Annotated in this window: 16 protein-coding genes; 7 read left to right on the top strand and 9 right to left on the bottom strand. The window is 71.7% G+C overall.

What is annotated here, in order from left to right; all coding sequences use genetic code 11:
• Entirely contained in the window at positions 1–1164 is a 1164-nt protein-coding gene (locus tag OHT01_RS02715; protein ID WP_328551466.1) for an acyl-CoA dehydrogenase family protein, read from the top strand.
• 7 nt (positions 1165–1171) lie between these two features.
• Entirely contained in the window at positions 1172–2065 is an 894-nt protein-coding gene (locus OHT01_RS02710; protein WP_328551465.1) for an HpcH/HpaI aldolase/citrate lyase family protein, read from the top strand.
• A gap of 59 nt (positions 2066–2124) precedes the next feature.
• Here the strand turns inward: OHT01_RS02710 and OHT01_RS02705 are convergent, their stop codons facing one another.
• From OHT01_RS02705 to OHT01_RS02695, 3 genes are read right to left on the bottom strand one after another with little or no spacing between them, the layout of a single operon-like run.
• On the bottom strand, positions 2125–3759 hold the full coding sequence (locus tag OHT01_RS02705; protein ID WP_328551464.1) for an MmgE/PrpD family protein: 1635 nt from the start codon (positions 3757–3759) through the stop codon (positions 2125–2127).
• The gene (locus tag OHT01_RS02700) at positions 3756–4586 is read right to left on the bottom strand and encodes a cyclase family protein (protein ID WP_328551463.1); all 831 of its coding nucleotides are present in this window, start codon (positions 4584–4586) and stop codon (positions 3756–3758) included. Before OHT01_RS02700 ends, OHT01_RS02705 begins: the two co-directional genes overlap by 4 nt.
• Positions 4583–5809 carry a CaiB/BaiF CoA transferase family protein gene (locus OHT01_RS02695; protein ID WP_328551462.1) on the bottom strand — a complete coding sequence of 409 codons (1227 nt, stop codon included), beginning with the start codon at positions 5807–5809 and terminating at the stop codon, positions 4583–4585. The genes OHT01_RS02700 and OHT01_RS02695 overlap by 4 nt, the downstream gene beginning before the upstream one ends.
• Before the next feature lie 220 nt (positions 5810–6029).
• Here OHT01_RS02695 and OHT01_RS02690 point away from each other — a divergent pair, with 220 nt between their 5' ends.
• Positions 6030–7475 carry a dihydroorotase gene (locus tag OHT01_RS02690; protein WP_328551461.1) on the top strand — a complete coding sequence of 482 codons (1446 nt, stop codon included), beginning with the start codon at positions 6030–6032 and terminating at the stop codon, positions 7473–7475.
• Positions 7476–7526: 51 nt separating this feature from the next.
• Here OHT01_RS02690 and OHT01_RS02685 read toward each other — a convergent pair whose 3' ends face one another.
• Positions 7527–8369, bottom strand: coding sequence for a DUF4437 domain-containing protein (locus OHT01_RS02685; RefSeq protein WP_328551460.1), 843 nt, complete (start codon positions 8367–8369; stop codon positions 7527–7529).
• 77 nt (positions 8370–8446) lie between these two features.
• A complete protein-coding gene (locus OHT01_RS02680) occupies positions 8447–10054 on the bottom strand; it encodes a class I adenylate-forming enzyme family protein (protein ID WP_328551459.1) in 1608 nt (535 codons plus the stop codon).
• Between the two features lie 188 nt (positions 10055–10242).
• Here OHT01_RS02680 and OHT01_RS02675 point away from each other — a divergent pair, with 188 nt between their 5' ends.
• Positions 10243–11181, top strand: a complete 939-nt coding sequence (locus OHT01_RS02675; RefSeq protein ID WP_328551458.1) for an alpha/beta hydrolase family protein — start codon at positions 10243–10245, stop codon at positions 11179–11181.
• 249 nt (positions 11182–11430) lie between these two features.
• Here OHT01_RS02675 and OHT01_RS02670 read toward each other — a convergent pair whose 3' ends face one another.
• A complete protein-coding gene (locus OHT01_RS02670) occupies positions 11431–12636 on the bottom strand; it encodes a lactonase family protein (protein ID WP_328551457.1) in 1206 nt (401 codons plus the stop codon).
• Between the two features lie 509 nt (positions 12637–13145).
• On the opposite strand from OHT01_RS02670, the gene OHT01_RS02665 reads away from it, so the two are divergent.
• Positions 13146–14000 carry a transglutaminase domain-containing protein gene (locus tag OHT01_RS02665; RefSeq protein ID WP_328551456.1) on the top strand — a complete coding sequence of 285 codons (855 nt, stop codon included), beginning with the start codon at positions 13146–13148 and terminating at the stop codon, positions 13998–14000.
• Positions 14001–14271: 271 nt separating this feature from the next.
• The gene (locus tag OHT01_RS02660) at positions 14272–15111 is read left to right on the top strand and encodes an SAM-dependent methyltransferase (RefSeq protein WP_328551455.1); all 840 of its coding nucleotides are present in this window, start codon (positions 14272–14274) and stop codon (positions 15109–15111) included.
• 137 nt (positions 15112–15248) lie between these two features.
• Here the strand turns inward: OHT01_RS02660 and OHT01_RS02655 are convergent, their stop codons facing one another.
• The 3 genes from OHT01_RS02655 to OHT01_RS02645 form a co-directional block, all read right to left on the bottom strand.
• Positions 15249–15893, bottom strand: a complete 645-nt coding sequence (locus OHT01_RS02655; RefSeq protein WP_328551454.1) for a GAP family protein — start codon at positions 15891–15893, stop codon at positions 15249–15251.
• A gap of 186 nt (positions 15894–16079) precedes the next feature.
• Positions 16080–16664: a TerD family protein gene (locus tag OHT01_RS02650; RefSeq protein ID WP_328551453.1), complete on the bottom strand. Its 585-nt coding sequence runs from the start codon at positions 16662–16664 to the stop codon at positions 16080–16082.
• Positions 16665–16774: 110 nt separating this feature from the next.
• The gene (locus tag OHT01_RS02645; RefSeq protein ID WP_328558007.1) at positions 16775–18508 is read right to left on the bottom strand and encodes an MOSC and FAD-binding oxidoreductase domain-containing protein; all 1734 of its coding nucleotides are present in this window, start codon (positions 18506–18508) and stop codon (positions 16775–16777) included.
• 404 nt (positions 18509–18912) lie between these two features.
• On the opposite strand from OHT01_RS02645, the gene OHT01_RS02640 reads away from it, so the two are divergent.
• On the top strand, positions 18913–19575 hold the full coding sequence (locus OHT01_RS02640; protein ID WP_328551452.1) for an LmeA family phospholipid-binding protein: 663 nt from the start codon (positions 18913–18915) through the stop codon (positions 19573–19575).
• Positions 19576–19678: the final 103 nt, after the last annotated feature.

The raw sequence follows: 19678 nt of genomic DNA, 5'->3' as shown, positions 1-19678 counted from the left end.
GTGGACTTCACCTTGACGCCCGAGCAGAAGCTGTTCCGCCGGACCCTGCGCGACTTCGTCGCGAAGGAGATCGAACCCGTGGCCCAGGAATGGGAGGAATCGGGGCGCAATCCGACCGAAATCGTCACCCGCATGCGGGAGTTGGGCCTGTTCGGCCTGACCGTCCCGGCGGAGTACGGCGGTCTCGCCGCCGACATGGTGTCCTTCGCCCTTGTCTTCGAGGAGATCTCCCGGGGCTGGATGGGCATCGCGGGGATCCTCGGCTCCCACTCCCTGGCCTGCTGGCTCCTGGCCCGGCACGGGACAATGGGACAGAAGGAGCACTACCTGCCCCGGCTGGCCGACGGCGAGTGGCGCAGCGGCATCGCCCTGACCGAACCCGACGCCGGCACCGATCTCCAGGGCATCCGCACCACGGCCCGCCGGGACGGCGACGACTATGTCGTCGACGGCTCCAAGACGTGGATCACCAACGCACGACACGCCCACATGCTGCCCGTTCTCGTGAAGACCGACCCGGCCGCCGAGCCCGCCCACCGGGGCATGAGCCTGCTGCTCGTCGACACCGCGACACCCGGTTTCACCGTCGAACGCGATCTGCCCAAGCTCGGATACAAGGGCACCGAGTCCTGCGAACTGCGCCTGGACGCGGTGCGCGTCCCGGCGACCGCCCTGCTCGGCGGAGTCGAGGGCCGGGGCATGCAACAGGCCCTGTCGGGGCTGGAGACCGGCCGCATCAACATCGCCGCCCGCTCGGTCGGCATCGCGCAGGCCGCCTACGACGCCGCCCTCTCGTACACCGCGCAGCGGCACGCCTTCGGCCGGCCCGTGCACGACTTCCAGGCCGTACAGCTGCGCCTGGCCGACATGGCCACCGAACTCCAGGCCGCCCGCCTCCTGGTGTACTGGGCGGCCTCCCGCGCCGACGAGGGACGGCGGGTCGACACGGAGGCGGGCATGGCCAAACTGTTCGCCTCGGAGACCGCCATCCGCGCCTCGCTCGACGCCATGCGCCTGCACGGCGGCTACGGCTACTCCAAGGAGTTCGTCGTCGAACGCCTCTACCGCGACGCGGCGCTGATGGCGATCGGCGAGGGAACCAACGACATCATGCGCACGGTCATCGCCCGCGGTCTGTCCGCGCACACGACCACCATCGGCTGACTCCGCCGTGACCGCCCCCACGCCGCCGCGCCGCACACCCCGCTCGTATCTGTACGTCCCCGGTGACCGCCCCCGCATGCTCGCCAAGGCGCTCGACCGGGGCGCCGACGCGCTCATCGTGGACCTGGAGGACGCGGTCGCCCCGGCGGCCAAGCAGACCGCGCTCCGTGCCGTGCGCCGCTGGCTGGAGGAGCTCGCGCCGGACAACGGCGCCGACATCTGGGTGCGAGTGAACCCCGGCCCCGACGGGCTGCGTGAGGCGGCCGCGCTCGTCGGCCCGGCGCTGCGCGGCCTGTGCCTCGCCAAATGCCCGGACCCGGGAGTCGTATCGGCGTTCCACGACGTGCTCACGGAGCGGGAGGCGCACCTCGGCCTCACGGCGGGCGAGATCGCTCTTTCTCCGCTGCTGGAGACGGCGGCAGCCGTCCTGAACGCGCCCGCCCTGGCCGCCGCGCCGCGCGTCGCGCACCTCCAGGCCGGTGAGGCCGACCTGTGCGCGGAACTCGGTATGGAACCGCGTTCCGACGACCGGTCGGAACTGCTGGTCGTGCGGACCACCCTGGTCCTCGCCTGCGCGGCGGCCGGGATCGCGCCGCCCGTCGGACCGGTGAGCACGGTCTTCCGTGACACGGGGGCGCTGCTGGCCTCCACCCGGGCGCTGCGCCGCCTCGGCTACCGCTCACGGGCCTGCATCCATCCCGACCAACTCCCCGTCGTGCACGAGGTGTTCACTCCGTCCGCCGAGGAAGTGGCGGCGGCCCGCGCTCTCGTCGACCGCTTCGAGGAGGCCGCGCGTTCGGGCCGCGCCGTCGTCACCGGGGCCGACGGACGCATGGTCGACGAGGCGGTCGTGCGCGCCGCGCGCCGCGTCCTGGGCACAGCGCCCGAACAGGGGACCTGAGCCGCTGCCCGGCCTGGGACGCTGTCCTGGCCCGGCGCTGCTCCCGTCGCGGCGCCGGGTCAGATCCGCGTCAGGCCCAGCAGATCCGTCACACATCCCGGTCCGGCGCCCGGCAGCGCGGCCGTCGCCGCGGCGAGCCGGCGGGTCCGCTCCGCACCCAGCAGCGGCTCGGCTCCCACCTGGAACTTCTCCGCGAGTTCCGTCGAGGTCAGCGGGGATCCCGGCCCGCCCCGCGAGGAGACCACCCGATGCTCGATCGTGGCCCCGCCGCGCGTCCGCACCCGCAGCACGCCCCCGAACGCGTGCGGGAACTCGGCGTCGCACCGGGCGTCGGACACCACTTCCACCCTGGCGGCCAGCGCCAGCCGCCGGGGGTCGGTGAACGCTTCCGGGGTGAAGTCCCGCAACCGGACTCCGGGGCCCCGGTCCCACTCGGCGAGCAGGGCCGAGGCGACGGTGTAGGGGCCCGAGAACTTCGCGTGGTACGGCGAGGAGGGCCTGACCTTCTGCTCGCGGGGCTCCCCGATCGTGCGGCGCGCCGCCGCCGCCACGCCGAGTTCCGCCGTCACCACGTCCGCCGGATCGAGTCCGGCGGCGCGCAGCGCCAGGGCGCAGTCGATACCGGGATGGGTGAAGTGGTTGGAGGGGTACGGCTTGTAGACGGTGCGCGGGTACTCCCACTGCGCGGCGTCGTCCATCGCGTCCAGACCGTCGAGCAGCGGGCCCGCGTCCCAGCGGTCGCCGAGGAACGCGGTGAGGAAGCCGAACCGCCCCTCCAGCACGGTGGGCGGCCCGGTCACACCGGCGGCGGCCAACTGCGCGGCGCTGACACCGCAGTGAGCCGCCCAGCCGCAGTGGATCCGCTTGACCGTCCCACCGGTGCGGTTGGCCTCGATGACGCCCGCGCCCATCGAACAGGCGATGCCGATCGCGTCCGCCAACTGCGCCGAGGTCAGCCCCTGGGCGAGCCCGGCGGCGACGGCGGCGCCCACGGTTCCGCAGATGGAGGTGGCGTGCAGCCCCTTGTCGAAGAAGACCGAGTTGCGCAGCCGCGGATCGTAGGACGCCATGCCCAGCCGTACGCAGACCTCACCGCCCGCGGCCAGGGCCGCCACGGTCAGAGCGCCGTCCGCGCCGCTCGCCTCCGCGGCGGCCAGCGCGGCGGGCAGGACCGCGGCGGTGGGGTGCAGCACGGAGGGCAGGTGCGTGTCGTCGAAGTCCAGTGCGTGCGCCAGGGTCCCGTTCACCAGCGCCGCGCGGTCGGCGGGCAGGCGGACCCCGCTGCCGATGGCGGTGGACTCCGGGGTGCCTCCGGCCCGCCGGGCCGTGGTCAGCGCGGCCTCGTGCGGTCCTCGGGCCGCATCGTCGCGGGCGTACGGGCCCAGCGCGGCCAGGCAGTTGCCGAGCGCGTCGGAGATCCGGGCCGTGGTGTCCTCGGCCACGGCCCGTGGGATCGCCTCGCGGCACCGCGCGGCGAAGTCGGCGAGCCGCGCGGCGAACCCCGAGCGGGGCCGGCCGCCCTCGCCGGGTCCCCCGTGGGCGGGGCGTGCGTCGTCGGGGCCGGTCTCCGTCCGGCCGTGGTGGCCGTCGTCCGTGCCGGTCGTCCCACGAGGGACGCGCGCGTCGGCCGTGCCGCCCGACTCCCGCGTCGGGGAGGTCCGCCGGGCGTCGGGCCCGTGTTCCGTGCCGGTCACGTGTCGTCCCCCGCCGGTATCACGGCCAGCGGCCGCACCGGGGAGCCGGTGGCGCCCACCAGCGGCAACGGGGCGAGCACCAGCAGGAACTGCGTCACCCGCGCCTCGGCGAGCGCGGTCAGCCGCATGGTCTCCACGATGTGGACGCCGGCCCCCACGAGGAGGCGCCCGTGCACGGGCAGCACGGAGTGGCCGCTCCTCGCCGGAATGTGCTCGAAGGCGAGCGTCTCGCCGCCCACCAGACACGGGCCCCGGGCGGCCAGCCATTCCCCGGCCGCCGGACCCGGTCCCGGGACTCCGCCCCGCTGACCGGTGAACACCTCGGGATCGGGATTCTCCCAGTGCCGCGACCAACCGGTGCCGATCAGTACGGCCTCCCCCGGCCGCAGTCCGGTCCCCGCCCGCTTCAGGGCTCCCTCCAGTTCCTCGACGGTGACCTCGTGGGCGGAAGGCAGGACGGGGACCCCGTGCAGCCCGGCGATGTCGAGGAACACGGCCCGGCCCACGTAGGGCGTGAACCCCTCGATGCCGAGCCGGGAGAACCCCGTCGCGGACTGGGCGGTCGCGGCCTCGGACCCGTCGTGCAGTCGCCCGTCCTGCGACACATGGGCCAGCGCGTCGATGTGTGTGCCGACGTGCCCGCCGGTGACGACGATCTCGTTGGCCGCCGATCCGCCGTCGGGCCGAACCAGGTCACCGTGGCGGCGCTCCAGGAGCATGCGGTACGGGGGGTGGTTGGGCGACTGCGGCATTCCGCGCCGCATCGGATGGGCCAGGTCGACGACCCGTGTGCCGGACAGGGCGTCCCAGGGCTGACGGACGGTCATATGACCCGCTCCCCTCGCAGTGCGCCGAGTTCGGCGGCGGTGAGTCCCAGCAGGGTGCTGTAGACACGGTCGGTGTCCTGTCCGTGCGGTCTGCCGGTCCAGCGGATGCTGCCGGGGGTGGCGGAGAGCCGGAACAGGACGTTCTGCATGCGCAGCGGGCCCAGCTCCGGGTCCTGGACGGTGGTGAGGGTGTCGAGTGCCCGGTACTGCGGGTCGGCGAAGACGTCGGCGATGTCGTACACCGGGGAGACGGCGGCGTCGGCCGCCTCGAACGCCTTGAGCACCTCGGCCCGGTCCCGTCCGCCGATCCAGGCGGCGACCTGTGCGTCGAGCAGGTCGGCGTGGGCGGCCCGTCCCGCGCCGGAGGCGAACCAGGGCTCGCCCACCACCTCGCCGTGCCCGACGAGCCGCATCACCCGCTCGGCGACGGACTGTGCCGAGGTGCTGACCGCCACCCAACCGCCGTCCCGGGCGCGGTAGATGTTGCGGGGAGCGTTGTGCGCGGAGCGGTTCCCGGTGCGCCTCGGCACGGTGCCCAGTTGGTCGTAGGCGAGGGGCGCCGGGCCGAGCAGGGTGAGCAGCGGCTCGATGATGGCGAGGTCCACGACCTGTCCGCCGCCGTTGTGCACGTCGCGGTGGTAGAGCGCGGTCTGCACCGCCGAGGCGGTCACGAGCGCGGTGACGCCGTCGGCGAGGCCGAAGGGCGGGAGGGTGGGCGGCCCGTCCGGTTCGCCGGTGACGGCGGCCAGCCCGCTCATCGACTCGGCGAGGGTGCCGAAGCCGGGCCGCGCCGCGTAGGGGCCGAACTGGCCGAAGCCGGTGACGCGGGCGATCACCAGGCCGGGGTTCGCGGCGTGCAGGTCCGCGGGGGACAGGCCCCAGCGTTCGAGCGTTCCGGGCCGGAAGTTCTCGATGAGGACGTCCGCCTCACGGACCAGCCGCAGCAGCAGCCGGGCGCCCTGCGCCCTGGACAGGTCGAGGGTGACGGTGTGCTTGTTGCGGCCGAGCATCTTCCACCAGAGTCCGGTGCCGTCGCGGGACGGACCGTGGGTACGGGAGGGGTCGGGCCGGGAAGGGTGCTCGATCTTGATCACCTCCGCGCCGAAGTCGCCGAGAACGGTGGCCGCCAACGGCCCCGCGAACAGCGTCGCGCAGTCCAGGACGGTGATCCCGTGCAGCGGACCGGGGGATGCGCCGCCGGGGCCGGCGGAGGGGAACGGCACTGTGGCTCACACCCTTCGGATCGATGGATGTTTCTCCTTGTGGAACGCCGTTTCGAAAAGTTAGCATGCGACCCAGACCCACGAAAGAGAAACAGTGTTTCCCAACTGGGGGCGCTTCTATCCGGGAAGGGGGTGCGGGCGGCTCCCGGGCGAACCGGGGAAGCGCGGTCCGCGGCCCGCGTTCCACGGAGGCGTTCCGGCGCGAGGCCGTCCGGCCGGCATGGCACGCTTCGACCTGATCGTGAAGAACGGGACACTCGTCCAGCCCCATGTGGGCGAGATTCGCGCCGACTTGGGCGTCCGCGAAGGTGTGATCACGGCGCTCGCCGACGAACTCCCGGCCGCGGAGGCCGGGGAGGTGATCGACGCGACCGGCCAGGTGGTCCTGCCGGGCGCCGTCGACGCCCACTTCCATCTGGGCATCTACCGTCCGCTGGCCCAGGACGCGGTGGAGGAGACCCGGTCCTCCCTCGTCGGTGGCGCCACCACCGTGCTGTCGTACTTCCGGACCGGTGAGCACTACCTGAACCGCACGGGACCGTACGCCGAGATCTTCCCCGAGGTCCTCAAGGCCGTGGAGGGGCAGTGCTACACCGACTACGGCTTCCACCTCGCGCCGATGGACACGGCGCAGGTGCTGGAGATTCCCGGCCTGCTGGCCGGCCACGGGGTCGGTTCGTTCAAGTACTACATGTTCTACAAGGGGTTCAACCTCTCCGCCGACTCGCGCGACGCGCGCGGCTTCCGGATGACGGGGGAGGGCGAGGAGTACGACCTCGGCCACCTCTACCAGCTCATGGAGGCCGTCGCCGCCGCGGGAGCCGCCCGCCCTGACGGCCGGGTCTCCCTGTCCCTGCACTGCGAACAGTCCGAGCTGATGCGCCTGTTCATCGACCGGGTCCGCCGCGACGGTGATCCCCAGACCCTGCGGGCGTACAGCGAGGGCCGCCCGCCGCTGACCGAGGAGGTGGCCATCGCCGAGGCGGCGGCCCTGGCCCGGGCCACGGGCTGCCCGGTGAACCTGCTGCACCTGTCGAGCGCGGCGGCCCTCGACGCGGCCAGGGCCGCACGCGCCGCCGCCCCGGGCGGCGACCTGCGGACGGAGGTCACACTGCACCACCTGTGCCTGGACCACGAGAGCCTGGACGCGGCGGGCCGCGGCCTCGGAGCCAAGGTCAACCCGCCGGTGCGCACCCGCGCCGACAACGAGGCCCTGTGGGCGGGGGTCCTGGACGGCACCGTCGACTGGGTGGCCTCCGACCACGCCTGCTGCATGGAGGAGAACAAGGGCGACGCGCTGTGGCCCGCACTGCCCGGCTTCGGCGGTACGGCGCTGCTCTACCCGGTGCTCCTCTCGGAGGGGCACCACCGGCGGGGGGTCCCGCTGCGCAGGATCGCCGAACTGGCCTCGGCCGGTCCGGCGGCGGCCTACGGCCTCGCGCGCAAGGGGTCCCTGATGGTCGGCTCCGACGCCGACCTAGTCGTCGCCGATCTGGACGAGACCCGCACGGTCAGCGCCGAACTGCTGCTCTCGGGACAGGATCACTGCCCCTTCGACGGGGTCGAACTGCGCGGCTGGCCCCGGACCACGGTGGTCGGCGGCCGGGTCGCCTACCGGGACGGCCGCGTCGAGGGACCGCCCGCGGGCCGGTACCTCCCGCGGTGAACGGACGGGGGCGGCGCCCGGCACCGGCCGGGCGCCGCCCCCGGCACGCACTCACATGCCGTCGCTGTCCCAGTCGCCCCGCGAGCGGGACCGTATCGGCAGCGTGGACGGAACCGGCGCGTGGTGCGGCTCGTAGTTCTCCGCCTCGCCGCCCCACTTGATCCACTCGTCCGTCGTGTACCAGTTGATGAGCTCGCCGTCCGAGCGGATGATCCAGGTCGTGTCCTCCTCGGCCACGAAATGACCGTGCTTCACGAACGGCGGCCGGAAGCAGTAGGTCCCCGGATCGATGTCCCCGAAGTTGTAGGTCATCCGCCCGGACAGTGTGTAGAACTCCTCGTAGCACGGGTGGTGGGCGAGCCGGTGGTCCGTCCAGCCCTTCGGGGCGAGGACGAGACGGGTGTAGAAGCCGGTCTTCTCGTCGCGGTGCAGCAGCTTGATGTACAGCGGGGTCAGCGGGCCGTTGGTCGGCGCCGTGATCCACTCCATCGCCCCCGAGTCCCACTCGGTCACGTCACCGGACGCGTCCGGCCACCGGGTGCCGCCGGGCTCGAAGTCCGAGGGGCCGTACTCCCGCCAGTGCAGCACCCTGCTGCCCGCCTCGGCCGACAGCTCCTCCATGGGTACGCCCTTGGGCACGTGCAGATAGCCCCCGGGCCCGAGGTCCGTGGTGCCGTGGCGCAGCCGTCCCTCGAGGACGAAGAACTCGGTGTCCGCGGACGGCACTCCCGCGGCCCTGCGCGTCGGTGAGCCGAACGCGAGGGACAGGGCGGCGGAACCGTCCTCCTCGTCACCGCTGAGCCGCCGTTCGCGTATCTCGCCGACGGCGTAAGGGAGTTCGGCCGGGTGCCAGACGTAGTCGTCCTCGTGGATCAGTTCGACGTGCGGGCGCACCGCGCCACCGCCTTTCGCTTGTCGCCGCGGGGGCTGTCCCGGGCGGGGGAGATGTGATGGCCGGCGGGAAGGGGGTGTCACGGGGGAGGAGGAAGGTGTGACGGGTGTTCCGGCGGAGGTGTTCGCGCGCCGGCGGCTCGGCGCAGTTCGCGTTTGAGCACCTTGCCCGCGGAGTTGCGCGGCAGGGCCGTCAACGTGCGCACCCGGCGCGGCAGTTTGTAGCCCGCCAGCAACGGCCTCAGGAAACGGGCGAGTTCCTCGGAGCCGACGGGCGCGGCACCGGGCCGCGGCACGACGTACGCGGTGACCACCTCGCCCCACAGGGGGTCGGGCACCCCGACCACCGCGCACTCCGCCACGTCCGGATGGGCGAGGGAGGCCTCCTCCACCTCCCGCGGATACACGTTGAGTCCGCCCGAGATGATCACGTCCTTCTTGCGGTCGACGATGCGGACATAGCCCTCCTCGTCCATCGTGGCGACGTCGCCGACGCTGAGAAAGCCGTCGGCGGTGCGGCAGGCGGCACTCGCCTCGGGGTCGTCCAGGTAGCCCTTCATCAGGAACGGTGAGCGGCTGAAGAGTTCGCCGGGTTCACCCGTGGCGACCTCGGCGCCGTCGTCGCCGACGATCCTGAGCCGGGTGCGGAACCATGCCCGGCCCACCGAACCGGCCTTGCGGCGCGCGTCCGCGGGGCGCAGGTTGGTCACCACGCCGCCCTCGGTCGACCCGTACAACTCGTGCACCCCGCAGCCCGGGAAGGTGTCCAGTACCCATTCCTTGAGCGGGACGGGCAGCGCGGCCGCGTTGAAGTACAGGGTGTCCAGGGCCGAAAGGTCCCGGCCGCGCGGCCCGTTGCCGCCCAGGTCCCGGATGGCCTGGGCGTGGGTCGGCACCAGGAAGACGGACTGGGCACGCTCCCGCGCGGCGAGGTCCAGCAGCCGTTCGGGGTCCCATCGGGGCAGCATCACGACCGTGCCGCCGGTGAGCAGGGGAGCGTAGCCGAACATGAATCCGGCGCCGTGGCTCATGGGCGCCACCGCGACGCTGACCCGCTCCTCGCCCAGGCCCCATTCGTGCGCCGACAGTCGAGCCGTCAGCGTGCGGGCGGCGTGGGTGAGGAGCGCGCCCTTGGGCCGCCCCGTCGTCCCCGAGGTGTACTGCACGCAGAACGTGTCGTCCCCGCTCACCGGGACCAGCGGATCCGCGTCACGGCCCCGCGAGAGGACGTCCTCGTAGGCGCGGCCCGGTCCCGGTCCGCCGACGCGCACGACGGTGTCCACGGGCACGGCCGCGGACACCTCCTCGGCACGGTCGTGCTGCACGATGAGGGCGCGGGCGGCGCTGTGACCGGCGATGAACGCGATCTCGGGCACGGTCTGGCGCACACCGACCGGCACCATGGCCAGTCCCGCCTTGCCGAGCCCCGCCGCGATCTCGGGGTACTCCAGCCGGTTGCCGAGCAGTACGGCGACCCGGTCGCCCGGGCGCAGGCCCGCGGCGAGGAGCGCACCCGCGAGCCGGTTCGAGCGGCTGTGCACGGCGGCGAAGCTCAGTCGCCTGGCGCCGTCCACGACGGCCGTCCGCGCGGGCGCGGCGGCGGCCCAGGAGCGCAGCCCCGCGACCATGCAGGGCGCGGTGTGCCTGCCGTCCGGGACGGACCGGAGTCGTGCCGGGAGATCTTCCACTACCTGTCCTCCGAAGGCGTCGGGCGAGCGGGAGTCCCGACCCCTTGATACTCCTCGCGTTTCGTTGATGTCAACGCTGTTCCATCAAGCGAAACGGAGGCGCCATACCCGGAAGGGCTTGTCATGTACGCAGGTTTCTGCTCTGTTGAGAAACAATGTTTCCTCCCCCATATCGAGAAGGTGAACTCGTGTTCCGTGGACTGTTACGGGCCGTGCCGGCGCTGCTGCTGATCGCAGCGGCCGCCTTCACCGTCGCTCCCGCCGCCACAGCCTCGGCCGCCGTACCCTTGGCGGCCGCCGCGGTGGACCCCTCGGCACCCGGTGCGTACGCCGTCGCGTACACCGACCTGACCGTGTCGGCGTCCGGCCGTTCGTTCAGCGCCCGGGTCTGGTACCCGGGAACCACCGCCGGCGCCAACGCCCCCGTGGCCGCCGGAACCCACCCCGGCCTCGCCTTCGGGCACGGCTTCTTCCAGGACATCTCCAAGTACGAGACCCTGCTCCGGCACTACGCGTCCTGGGGGTTCGTCACCGTGGCCCCGAAGTCGCAGGGCGGCCTCTTCCCGAGCCACTCGGGCTTCGCGGACGATCTCAACGCGTCCCTGACCTGGCTCACCGCCCAGAACACCACGACCGGCTCGCGCTTCGCCGGCGCGGTCGACACCGCTCACCTCGGGGTGTCCGGACATTCCATGGGCGGCGGCGCCGCGCTGCTGGCCGCGAGCCGCAACACGGCGGTCAGGAGCGTCTCCACCATGGCGGCCGCGGAGACCGACCCGTCGGCGGTCACGGCCTCCGGCACCCTCGGCATCCCCGCCCAGTACGTGGGCGCGAGCCAGGACGGCATCGCCGGTGTCGCCGGCAACCAGCAGAAGATGTACGACGCGAAGCCCGCCCCCACCCAACTCCGCGTCATCACCGGCGGTTTCCACTGCGGGTTCGTCGACAGCTCGGGGATCGGCTGCGACAGCGGATCGATCACCCGCGCCGCACAGCAGAAGCTCACCCAGGGCGTCACCACCGCCTACCTGCTCTACACCCTGGGCGGCGACACCTCGCGCTACGACCAGGTCTGGGGCTCCGCCGCGCAGAACCTGGCCGGGGTCGTGTACTCCGCCAAGCCCTGACGGGCACGGCGAACAGGGTCCGTGTCGCTGGCGGCTGAACTCCCCGACAGCACCGGACGACCGCGCCGGGGCAGCGGCTTCCCCCGGCCGATGCCCGCTCGACGGTGTGCCGTTCGTGCCCCGGCCATGAAACGGCCGGGGCGCGAACGACCGGGTCCGAACGACCGCGGCGGGAGTGGCCGGGGCGCGAACGGCCGCAGTGCGAACGGCGGGAGCGCGCCGCCGCGTTGGCCGTCGTCGGCCCCCTTCCTACACCGCGGTGATGCCCTCCATCCCGGACTCGCCGAAGGCGGGCAGTCCCGTGACCGTCGTGACCTTGGTGAGGGCGCCGTCGCGTCCGACCCGGAACCCGTCGACGGTGCCCGAGGTGGCGTTCTGGACGTAGACGAAGCGGTCGGCGGCGACGGCTATGTCGATGACCCCCTGGGACTTCTTCGAGGGCGCGGCCGCGATGCCCGCCGCATTGGTCAGCGCGAGTCTGCCGTGGGCGTCCGTGCGGTACCCGGTCACGGTCGAGTTGCCGGTGTTCCCGCCGAAGAAGAAGTCGCCGGCGCGTTCCAGCCAGCACAGCGTGTCCTGGCCGTTGGTCAGTGACTCCTGGAGGAGCTTCAGCTCTCCGTTGTGCCGCACCTTGTAGGTGCTGACACCGGACTTGGCGGCTTCGGCGACCAGCATGCGGCCCCTGGTGTCGAACGCGACGGCGAAGGGGACCGCGCCCGCCGACTTGTTCACCACCGCCCGGTGCGCCGGACGGCCGTCCCGGCCCATCGGGAAGACCTCCAGGGTGTTGGCGGACTTGGTCGTGACGACCAGGTCGCGGCCGTCCGGGGTGAACGCGGCCTGCCCCGGGGAACTGCTGAACAGCGGCACCCGGTCGTTCTTCAGCCCGAGGGTGCGCGACGAACCACTCAGTGGCTTCAGGCCCGCCGGAGTGATCTTGAAGCCCTGGACGCTTCCCGCGCCGCCCGCGTTCATGACGTAGGCCAGGTCTCCCGAGACCGTGACCCCGACCGGGAAGTCCCCTCCGGTGGAGACCGTCTGACGGTCCGTGAGCTTCTGGCCGTGCACGGCGAAGGACGTCAGGGTGCCGCTGCCCGCGTTGACCGCCAGCAGCCGTCCGGATCGTTCGTCGTAGACCAGCGATCCCTGAGACGCGAGCGAGTCGGTGGGCGCGTCGACCTGGTCGCCGCCCTTGCCGCCCGAGCTGTACTCGCCCGCCGCGGTGAGCCTGCCCTCGTCGTCGCGACGGAAGACATGGATCGTGTTCCCGGCCAGTTCGTTGCCCTGGACGAACACGACATGGTCCGCCTTCGGCGCGGCGTGCGGGGCGGGCGAGACCTGGTGGGCCGAGGCGACATTGAACGTGGCCACCACCGCCGCGACCGCGACCGTGCCGCCGCCGAAGACGGTCGTCCTTTTCCGCAGCGTCGACCTGCGCCTGTTGTGCCTGCTCACTGTGGCTCCTCACGTCCGGGGGTTTTGTGAACAGAGTGACCGCCGAGGTCGTGGCGGTGAAGGCCGACCGGCGCCGCGTCAGACTCTCGTAAGGGGTCAACAAGCCGGAACGGCAACGGTCTTGACGTCCACCTGCCACTTCCGCCGACGGTCGACGCCCCGGCCGGCAGCAGGGGCATCCCCCTTGTCCGGAGCCGTCCGCGGCGCGCCGCGTGACCGTGCGGTGATCCTTACGGGAGTCTGACGCGGTTCGCGTGGGTCTTGAGCTCGGCAGGAACATCCGCGACTCTTGTCCCGCACAGAACCGCGGCCGACATCGTGCGCACAGGGGCTAACCTGACTGCGTGTTCGGTGGGTGGCCGACGGACCGACGTGGGCCCGAGCACCCGTGCGTGCGGGGGCTGTCGTCGTCCGCGTCGGGGCCCCTGGCCGATCAGCTCGATACGTGACCTTCGAACCGCATGTGATCCAGGGCAAAGACATGAAGAAATCGGCAGAAGGGGGCACCTGTGGCCGACGTGGTAATCGATTACGTGCAGCACGGCCCGTTGACCGTCATCGACCCGGATCAGCGCTGGCTGCTGGACGGCCTGCTCGGCGATCCCGTGTCGATCTGCGAGTCCGCGCGCACTCTGGTCGTCTCACCCGAGGACGCGATGGCCGCAGGCGTCCCCGAGGACAGGCTCAAGGAGCAGGACGCCCGGCCGGTCCGCGACCTGCTCGCTGTCCTGGCCCGGCTCCGCCCGGAGCGTCTCGATCACCCGCGCCCGCCGGAAGCCCGCGTGGTCGGCACGAGCCGCCACTCCGCCACCCTGGCCTGTTCCATGCTGCGGGCGCAGGGATACGCCGCCCGCGTACGGTGCGGATTCCGTACGGCCGCGGGGCAGGTGGCGCCTCGCATTCAATGGATCACCGAGTGGTGGAGCACCGCCGGTGCGGGCTGGATACGCATGGACGCCGAGCCGGCGGGCCTCGGGCCCCAGGACGGGACGGTCTCCCCGGAGGCGCCGGCCGACTTCGTCACCGCCGGTGAGGCCTGGCAGGTCCACCGGAGCGGATCACCGGATCGGCCGGCGGGGGGACCGCCGGGCGCCGACCGAGCCCACCTGTCCCCCGAGATCAGTGCCGGCGTGGTCCGTGACCTTGCCGCGCTCTGCAAGCTGGAGATGCTTCCCACGGACACCTGGGGTCGTATGGCGATGCCTCAGTACGGCTTCACGTCGGCCGCGTACGTCAATCTGATCGACGTGGTCGCCTCGCTGAGCATCCGGGACGAACCCGAGGGCCTTGCGCGCCTGTTCGCCAGCGCGGACCTCGCCGTCCCTCCGGACATGATCGATATGCCGCCGGTGGCCGAGCGGTGAGAGAAGTACGGCGACTCGAACAGCATGACCCGAGCGACTCCGGCGACCCGGCCGCCAGGTCGAGGGCATGGTCCACTGAGTCGAGGCGGTCCACCTCGATCGTGCCTACGGGCATGTCGTTCGGGACCCGGATCACCGGTGTCCGTGCGCGTCTTCCCCGGGGCCGGCCCGACGCCGCCCAATACGAGCGAAGGGCTCTGCGTGCTGATTCACCGTGCCTACGATGCTGCCGTGCGCGATACCCGGGCGTTCAAGGCGACGCCCGTCATTCATGGCCGAGGAGATCACTTTGTCAGGTGAGCCAGCGCGAGGGTCGGTGCCCATCGACACGAGCAAGCCGCACCCTGCCCGCATGTACGACTACTACTTGGGGGGCAAGGACCACTACCCCGTGGACGCCGAGGCGGCTGAGCAGGTGCTCGGCCACACCCCGGACGCCCGGACCTTCGCCCGCGCCAACCGGCTGTTCATGCACCGGGCCGTGCGCGTGCTGGCCCGTGATCACGGGGTGCGGCAGTTCCTCGACATCGGCACCGGCGTGCCGACCGAGCCGAACCTGCACCAGGTCGCGCAGGCCGAGGCCCCGGAGTGCCGGGTGGTCTACGCCGACAACGATCCGATCGTGCTGGCCCACGCGCGGGCACTGCTGCACGGCACCCCCGAGGGCCGGGTTGCCTACGTGCAGGCGGACGTGCGCGAACCGAAGGCCATCCTGGAGTCCGAAGAGGCCCGGACAACGCTCGACTTCGGCCGGCCGATCGCGCTGAGCCTGTGTGCCGTGATGCATTTCGTACCGGACGAGCACGGCGCGTACGAGATAGTGCGGGAACTGGTCGACGCGCTGCCGTCCGGCAGTTTCCTCGTCCTCAGCCACGGCACCACCGACTTCGACCCGGTGGGTATGGCCCGTACCCAGGAGGTGTACGTCCGTGCCCGCATCCCGATCCAGTTGCGGTCCGGGACCCAGATCGGCCGGTTCTTCGACGGGACGGAGCTGCTGCAGCCGGGGCTTGCTGTGACGCATCGCTGGCGCCCGGAGCCGGACCAGCCGCTGGCCGACATCACGGACGCCCAGGCCGGCTTCTACGGCGGAGCGGCCCGCAAGCCGTGACCGCACCGATCCTGGTACCTCTTCCGGGGACCGGGACCGGCCACGCAGACCGTCGGCCGTTCGAGGCGATGTCGAGGGTGTCGGTTCCGCGGGTCCGGGCAGGGCAGCGGTCGGTTCGGCCGCCGGGATCGCCCGTGTCAGGCGACCAGTTCGTAGATGCTTCGGGCCGTCAGCCACAGGCCGACGAGCAGGGAGAGCGTGACGACCAACTGCTCCTGGTGTCGCTCCAGCCAACTGCGCAGGGCGTTCAATCGGGCGTCGGCGGCGGCGGGCGCCCGGAGCGTGTACAGCTCCATGACGACGAGGCTGAGCGTGGCCAGCAGACAGTAGCCGGTCAGTGCGAGCCAGTCGGTGAGGGTGGAGAGATTCGCGTCGACGGCGGTCGCCGCGCCGGCGCCGACCATGGCCCAGGGCTGCAGCACCCAGGCCAGGCCGGCGGCCGTGGCGGGCGAGGCGTTGTCGATCCGGGTGGTCCAGCGGGGCGGGCCGTGCGGGCGGGGCGGCCGCCGGTGCCGGTGCGCGCCGTACAGCACCAGCGCCAGGCCGATGGCGAGTTTCACGGCGATCGCGGCGGTCGAGGGCACGCTGTGCCGGGCCGGCGGCTGACCCCCGGTCAACAGCACCACACAGGCGATCACCGCGACCAGGTTGGCCAGCCACGACAACAGGAAGGCCAGGCCCTGGCGAACGCCGCGCCGTGAGGAGAGCAGCAGGATGAAGGCGCTGTTGTGCAAGGGCCCCAGGGTGATGGCCGTACCGATGACGAGCAGGTCGAGGACCATGGGATCAGTCGCTCCTGGATGAGGCCGTCTGCCGCCCGTGGACGGGTGGGCCGGTCGGCAGAGTCGGGCGGCGCCGCTGAGGTGCAGCATCCCGACCCTGCAGTGGGTGACCCGGCCGGTCAAGCAGGCCACGCCCGCGTCCTCGATCGCGTGGTGGCGGTTCCGCCCGCTCGGGGCGAAGCGGTTCTACTTGCTCAGGGCGAAGCGCATGAGGGCCTGTTCGTCGCCCTGCTTGATCCTTCCCGTCACATTGATCACTTCGAGCTTCCAGGTACCGGCGACCCGCACGGCCTTGGCCACGGCGCAGCCGTTGTCCTGGGTGAGCAGGCTCGGCCAGATGTCCGCGACCTGCTCGATGCTGCCGCCGGTCGCGTCGTAGACCTTGAAGCTGATGTTGCGCGCCTTCTGGAAGGAGCTTCCCTTCTTGAAGGCGGCGGCGACGAACACGATCGACGTGATGTGGGGAGGGACGCGCGCGAACTCCACCGAGACGGTTTCGTCGTCGCCGTCTCCGTGTCCGTTCTGGTTGTCACCGCTGTGGATCAGGGAGCCGTTGCCCATGGGGTCGAGGGAATCGAGGCCGGCCAGGCGCACCGGGTCCGCGCCGTGCATGGCGACCGCGATCAGGTCAAGGTCCGTACCGCTCTTGAGGCGGAGCTTGCCCATGACTCCTCCGCTGCTGCCGGCCGTGGGGTCCCATGACACCCCGATGGACAGGTGAGTCACTCCGTCCAGGTCGGCGGGACCGTCTTCCTTGGTGAGCGTGATCATGCGTGTGCCATCCTCCGGTGAAAAGGGACTACAACACGCAGAGTGTGCCTGGTACTCGGATGGTTCCATCCTCCGGGTCCCAACATGCCGGCGGGACCCCGGCCGCTTCCCTACATGTCGAGGACGACGTCGGTGTCGGGACGGGTGCAGCAGATCAGCACGTGTCCCTCGGCGGGATCCTCGAGCGGGGGCGAGTTGTAGGAGATCGCGCCGGACAGCAGAGGCGTGACGCAGGTGTGGCACACCCCGGTGCGGCAGCTCCAGCGGACGGGAACGTCGCATGCCTCGGCGAGTTCGAGCAGGCTGCTTCGCCCGTCCGGGAAGGGGGTGGAGACACCGCTGCGGGCGAAGGTCACCACGGGACCGGTCCCGGGCGGGTCCGGCGGCTGGTGCGGCTGCCGAGCGCTCTGCCCGGTCAGACCGGGGGTGATGGAGGGCAGCGCGCCGAACAGCTCGGAATGGACGGCGCCAGGATCGACCCCGGCCGCGACGAGTGCCTCTTCGATGTCCGTCATGAAGGAGGCCGGCCCGCAGACATAGGCGGTCGCGTCCGCCGGGACACCGAGAGCGCTCACGTTGTCCTTGGCGAGGCGTCCGGGCCTGGCCTGATCGCGGCGGTACTCGCCGGGTTCCGCGGCGCTGTAGAAAACGTACCCGCGGGAGTTCGGCAGCTTCGCCAGCAGGGCGCGTGCCTCCGCGGCCAGGGCGTGCTCCCGCGGGTTGCGGGCACCGTGGATCCACCAGACCTCGCGGGCGCTGGGCGCTGCCGCGAGCTCGTGCAGCATGGCCAGGACCGGAGTCAGACCGATACCGGCGGAGACGAGAAGCACCGGCCCGGTGCCCTCCTGGAGGACGAAGTCACCCCGGGGAGCCGCAGCATCGACCATCATGCCCGGCCGTAGCTTCGTGGTCAGATACGCGCTGACGGCGCCGTGCGGTTCGTGCTTGACGCTGATCCGATAACGCCCGCTGTCGGGTGCCGACGACAGCGAGTAGCTGCGCACCGGGGCAGGCTCACCGGCTCCGGGCACGCGCAGTGTCAGGTACTGGCCCGCGCGGGCGGGAGGGAGCCGGGACCCGTCCGGGGCGATGAGATGGATGGAGGAGACGGTCGTGCTCTCGGGAGTCACGGCGGCCACGCGCAGAGCCCTGAAGCCGTCCCAGGCCGCCGCCGCGCCGCCTGCGGCGGCGGCCGAACCCTCCGCGTCCTTGAGCAGTTCACGGAACGAGCCCAGCCAGCCGGGGCTCAGGGCCGGGATGCCCACCGCCAGGCGCAGCTTCTCGGGGTCCCGGTCGGGGAGGTAGAGCAGCGCGTCGGTGTCGGCCACGCTCAGCGTGCCGGGCCCGGATCCGATCTTGGTGATCTCGTCGCCTGCCTGGATGTGGCCTTCGCGCAGGACCCGCATGTAGAAGCCGGGACGGTGGTGGCTGACCAGCAGGGCGGGCAGTTCGGGTTGACCGAGGCGCATGCCCACGCGGTAGCAGGTCACCCGTGGCTGGGTCACCTCGAACTCGGCCTCACCGATGCGGTACCGGTCGCCGATGCACACCTCGTCGTCCGGAAGCCCGTCGACCGTGAGGTTCTCCCCGAACTGGCCGTGTTCGAGGTCGTCGCGTCCGAAATGCTGTTTCCAGTGCCGGTACGACTCGACCTGGTAGACCAGCACGGCCCGCTGCTCGCCGCCGTGGCCGGCCGTGTCGCCCTGCCCGTCGCCGTCGATGTTCAGACGCCGCACCATCACCCGTCCGTGCACCGGGTATTTCCACACACCGGTGAAGACGGTCCGGCCCCTCCACGGCACATTCTTCGGCATGCCGACATTCACCGAGAGCAACGACGGCATCGGGTCCTCCCTCGCAGGCTGGCTCTTCCACGGATGCGGCGGCAGTGGTCGGGCCCGCTGGTCACGGAACGCTACGTCCAGTTCGAGATCGCGCTCCGCCGTGTGCGAGATGACGTCCTGCCCAGGTTCCAGGCTCTGCCGCACACCGCCGAGGTGCACTTCGATCTCGTCCGAATCGCACGACACTCTCCCTGAAAGCCGGTGTGCCTCGTCCTGGGCGGACCCCTACGATCACGATCACGTCGCGGGGCTGGTGCTCGCTGGCCCGCGGGGATCGAGGCTGGTACCGGCGCCCGCGAAGGTGCATGATCGTTTCGCGCGGAGCTCGGTCGGAGCAGCGTCACAACATACTGAGGGGGATCGACGTGAGACGTCGATGGGTGAAGGTCTTAACAATCACGGTCGTGGTACTCGCCGTGCTGTTCATAGCCGCAGACCGGATAGCCGTGCACTATGCGAACCAGCAGGCCGCACAGCTTGTGAAGGAGAAATACGGTTACGCGAACTCCACGGACGGCCGCATGGACGTGGCGATCGAGGGGTTCCCGTTCCTGACTCAGGCGGCCGGCGGCGACTTCAGCCATGTCGCGTTGACCGCGGAGAACTTCTACCTCGACACCACGGGCAACAGGCAGGGCGGCTATCTGAACGTCGCCCGGCTCCAGCTCGACCTGCACGACGTGCGAGTGGCGTCCCTGACAGCACGGAGCGCCTCGGCCGATCTCGCCACCGGCACCCTGACCCTCTCGTACAAGGACCTGTCCGGCGTGGTGACGCGGTTGGCGCGCAGCGGCGGCCCGCTGCAGGTGTCGCAAGCCCCGGGATCACAAGGCCAGGCGGCCCGCATCAAGGTCTCGGGCGCAGCGTTGAACGGCGAGGGAACAATCCTGGCGCAGGGCACGGAGCTCACCTTGACGGTTCCCGGTGCCGAAGGAGCCGGCTCGGTCTGGACCGTCAGTCTCCCGGTGGGCGTCAACTTCACGGCGGCGCGCGCCACCACGGACGGTGTCGAGATCAGCCTTGTCGGTCACCAAGTGGGTCTGGGCTCGTCGGGCCAGCGCGTGTGAGGTCGTTCGAGGCACGGGCGTCCTGCCGGCCGACTCGAACGCGGGCCCCCGCAAACGCGGTTCGAGGACGGCGGAGGGAAGGGGTCTCGGGGGCCCTGGGTGG

The organism is Streptomyces sp. NBC_00358 (assembly GCF_036099295.1).
Classification (GTDB): domain Bacteria; phylum Actinomycetota; class Actinomycetes; order Streptomycetales; family Streptomycetaceae; genus Streptomyces.
Note: the sequence above shows the minus strand (reverse complement) of the source record. Positions and strands in the feature narration are given on the sequence as shown.

Coding starts and splice junctions, on each gene's coding strand:
- OHT01_RS02700 (WP_328551463.1), bottom strand. CDS start 4,586: ATGACCGTCCGTCAGCCCTGGGACGCCCTGTCCGGCACACGGGTCGTC.
- OHT01_RS02690 (WP_328551461.1), top strand. CDS start 6,030: ATGGCACGCTTCGACCTGATCGTGAAGAACGGGACACTCGTCCAGCCC.
- OHT01_RS02660 (WP_328551455.1), top strand. CDS start 14,272: ATGGCCGAGGAGATCACTTTGTCAGGTGAGCCAGCGCGAGGGTCGGTG.
- OHT01_RS02655 (WP_328551454.1), bottom strand. CDS start 15,893: ATGGTCCTCGACCTGCTCGTCATCGGTACGGCCATCACCCTGGGGCCC.
- OHT01_RS02650 (WP_328551453.1), bottom strand. CDS start 16,664: ATGATCACGCTCACCAAGGAAGACGGTCCCGCCGACCTGGACGGAGTG.
- OHT01_RS02645 (WP_328558007.1), bottom strand. CDS start 18,508: ATGCCGTCGTTGCTCTCGGTGAATGTCGGCATGCCGAAGAATGTGCCG.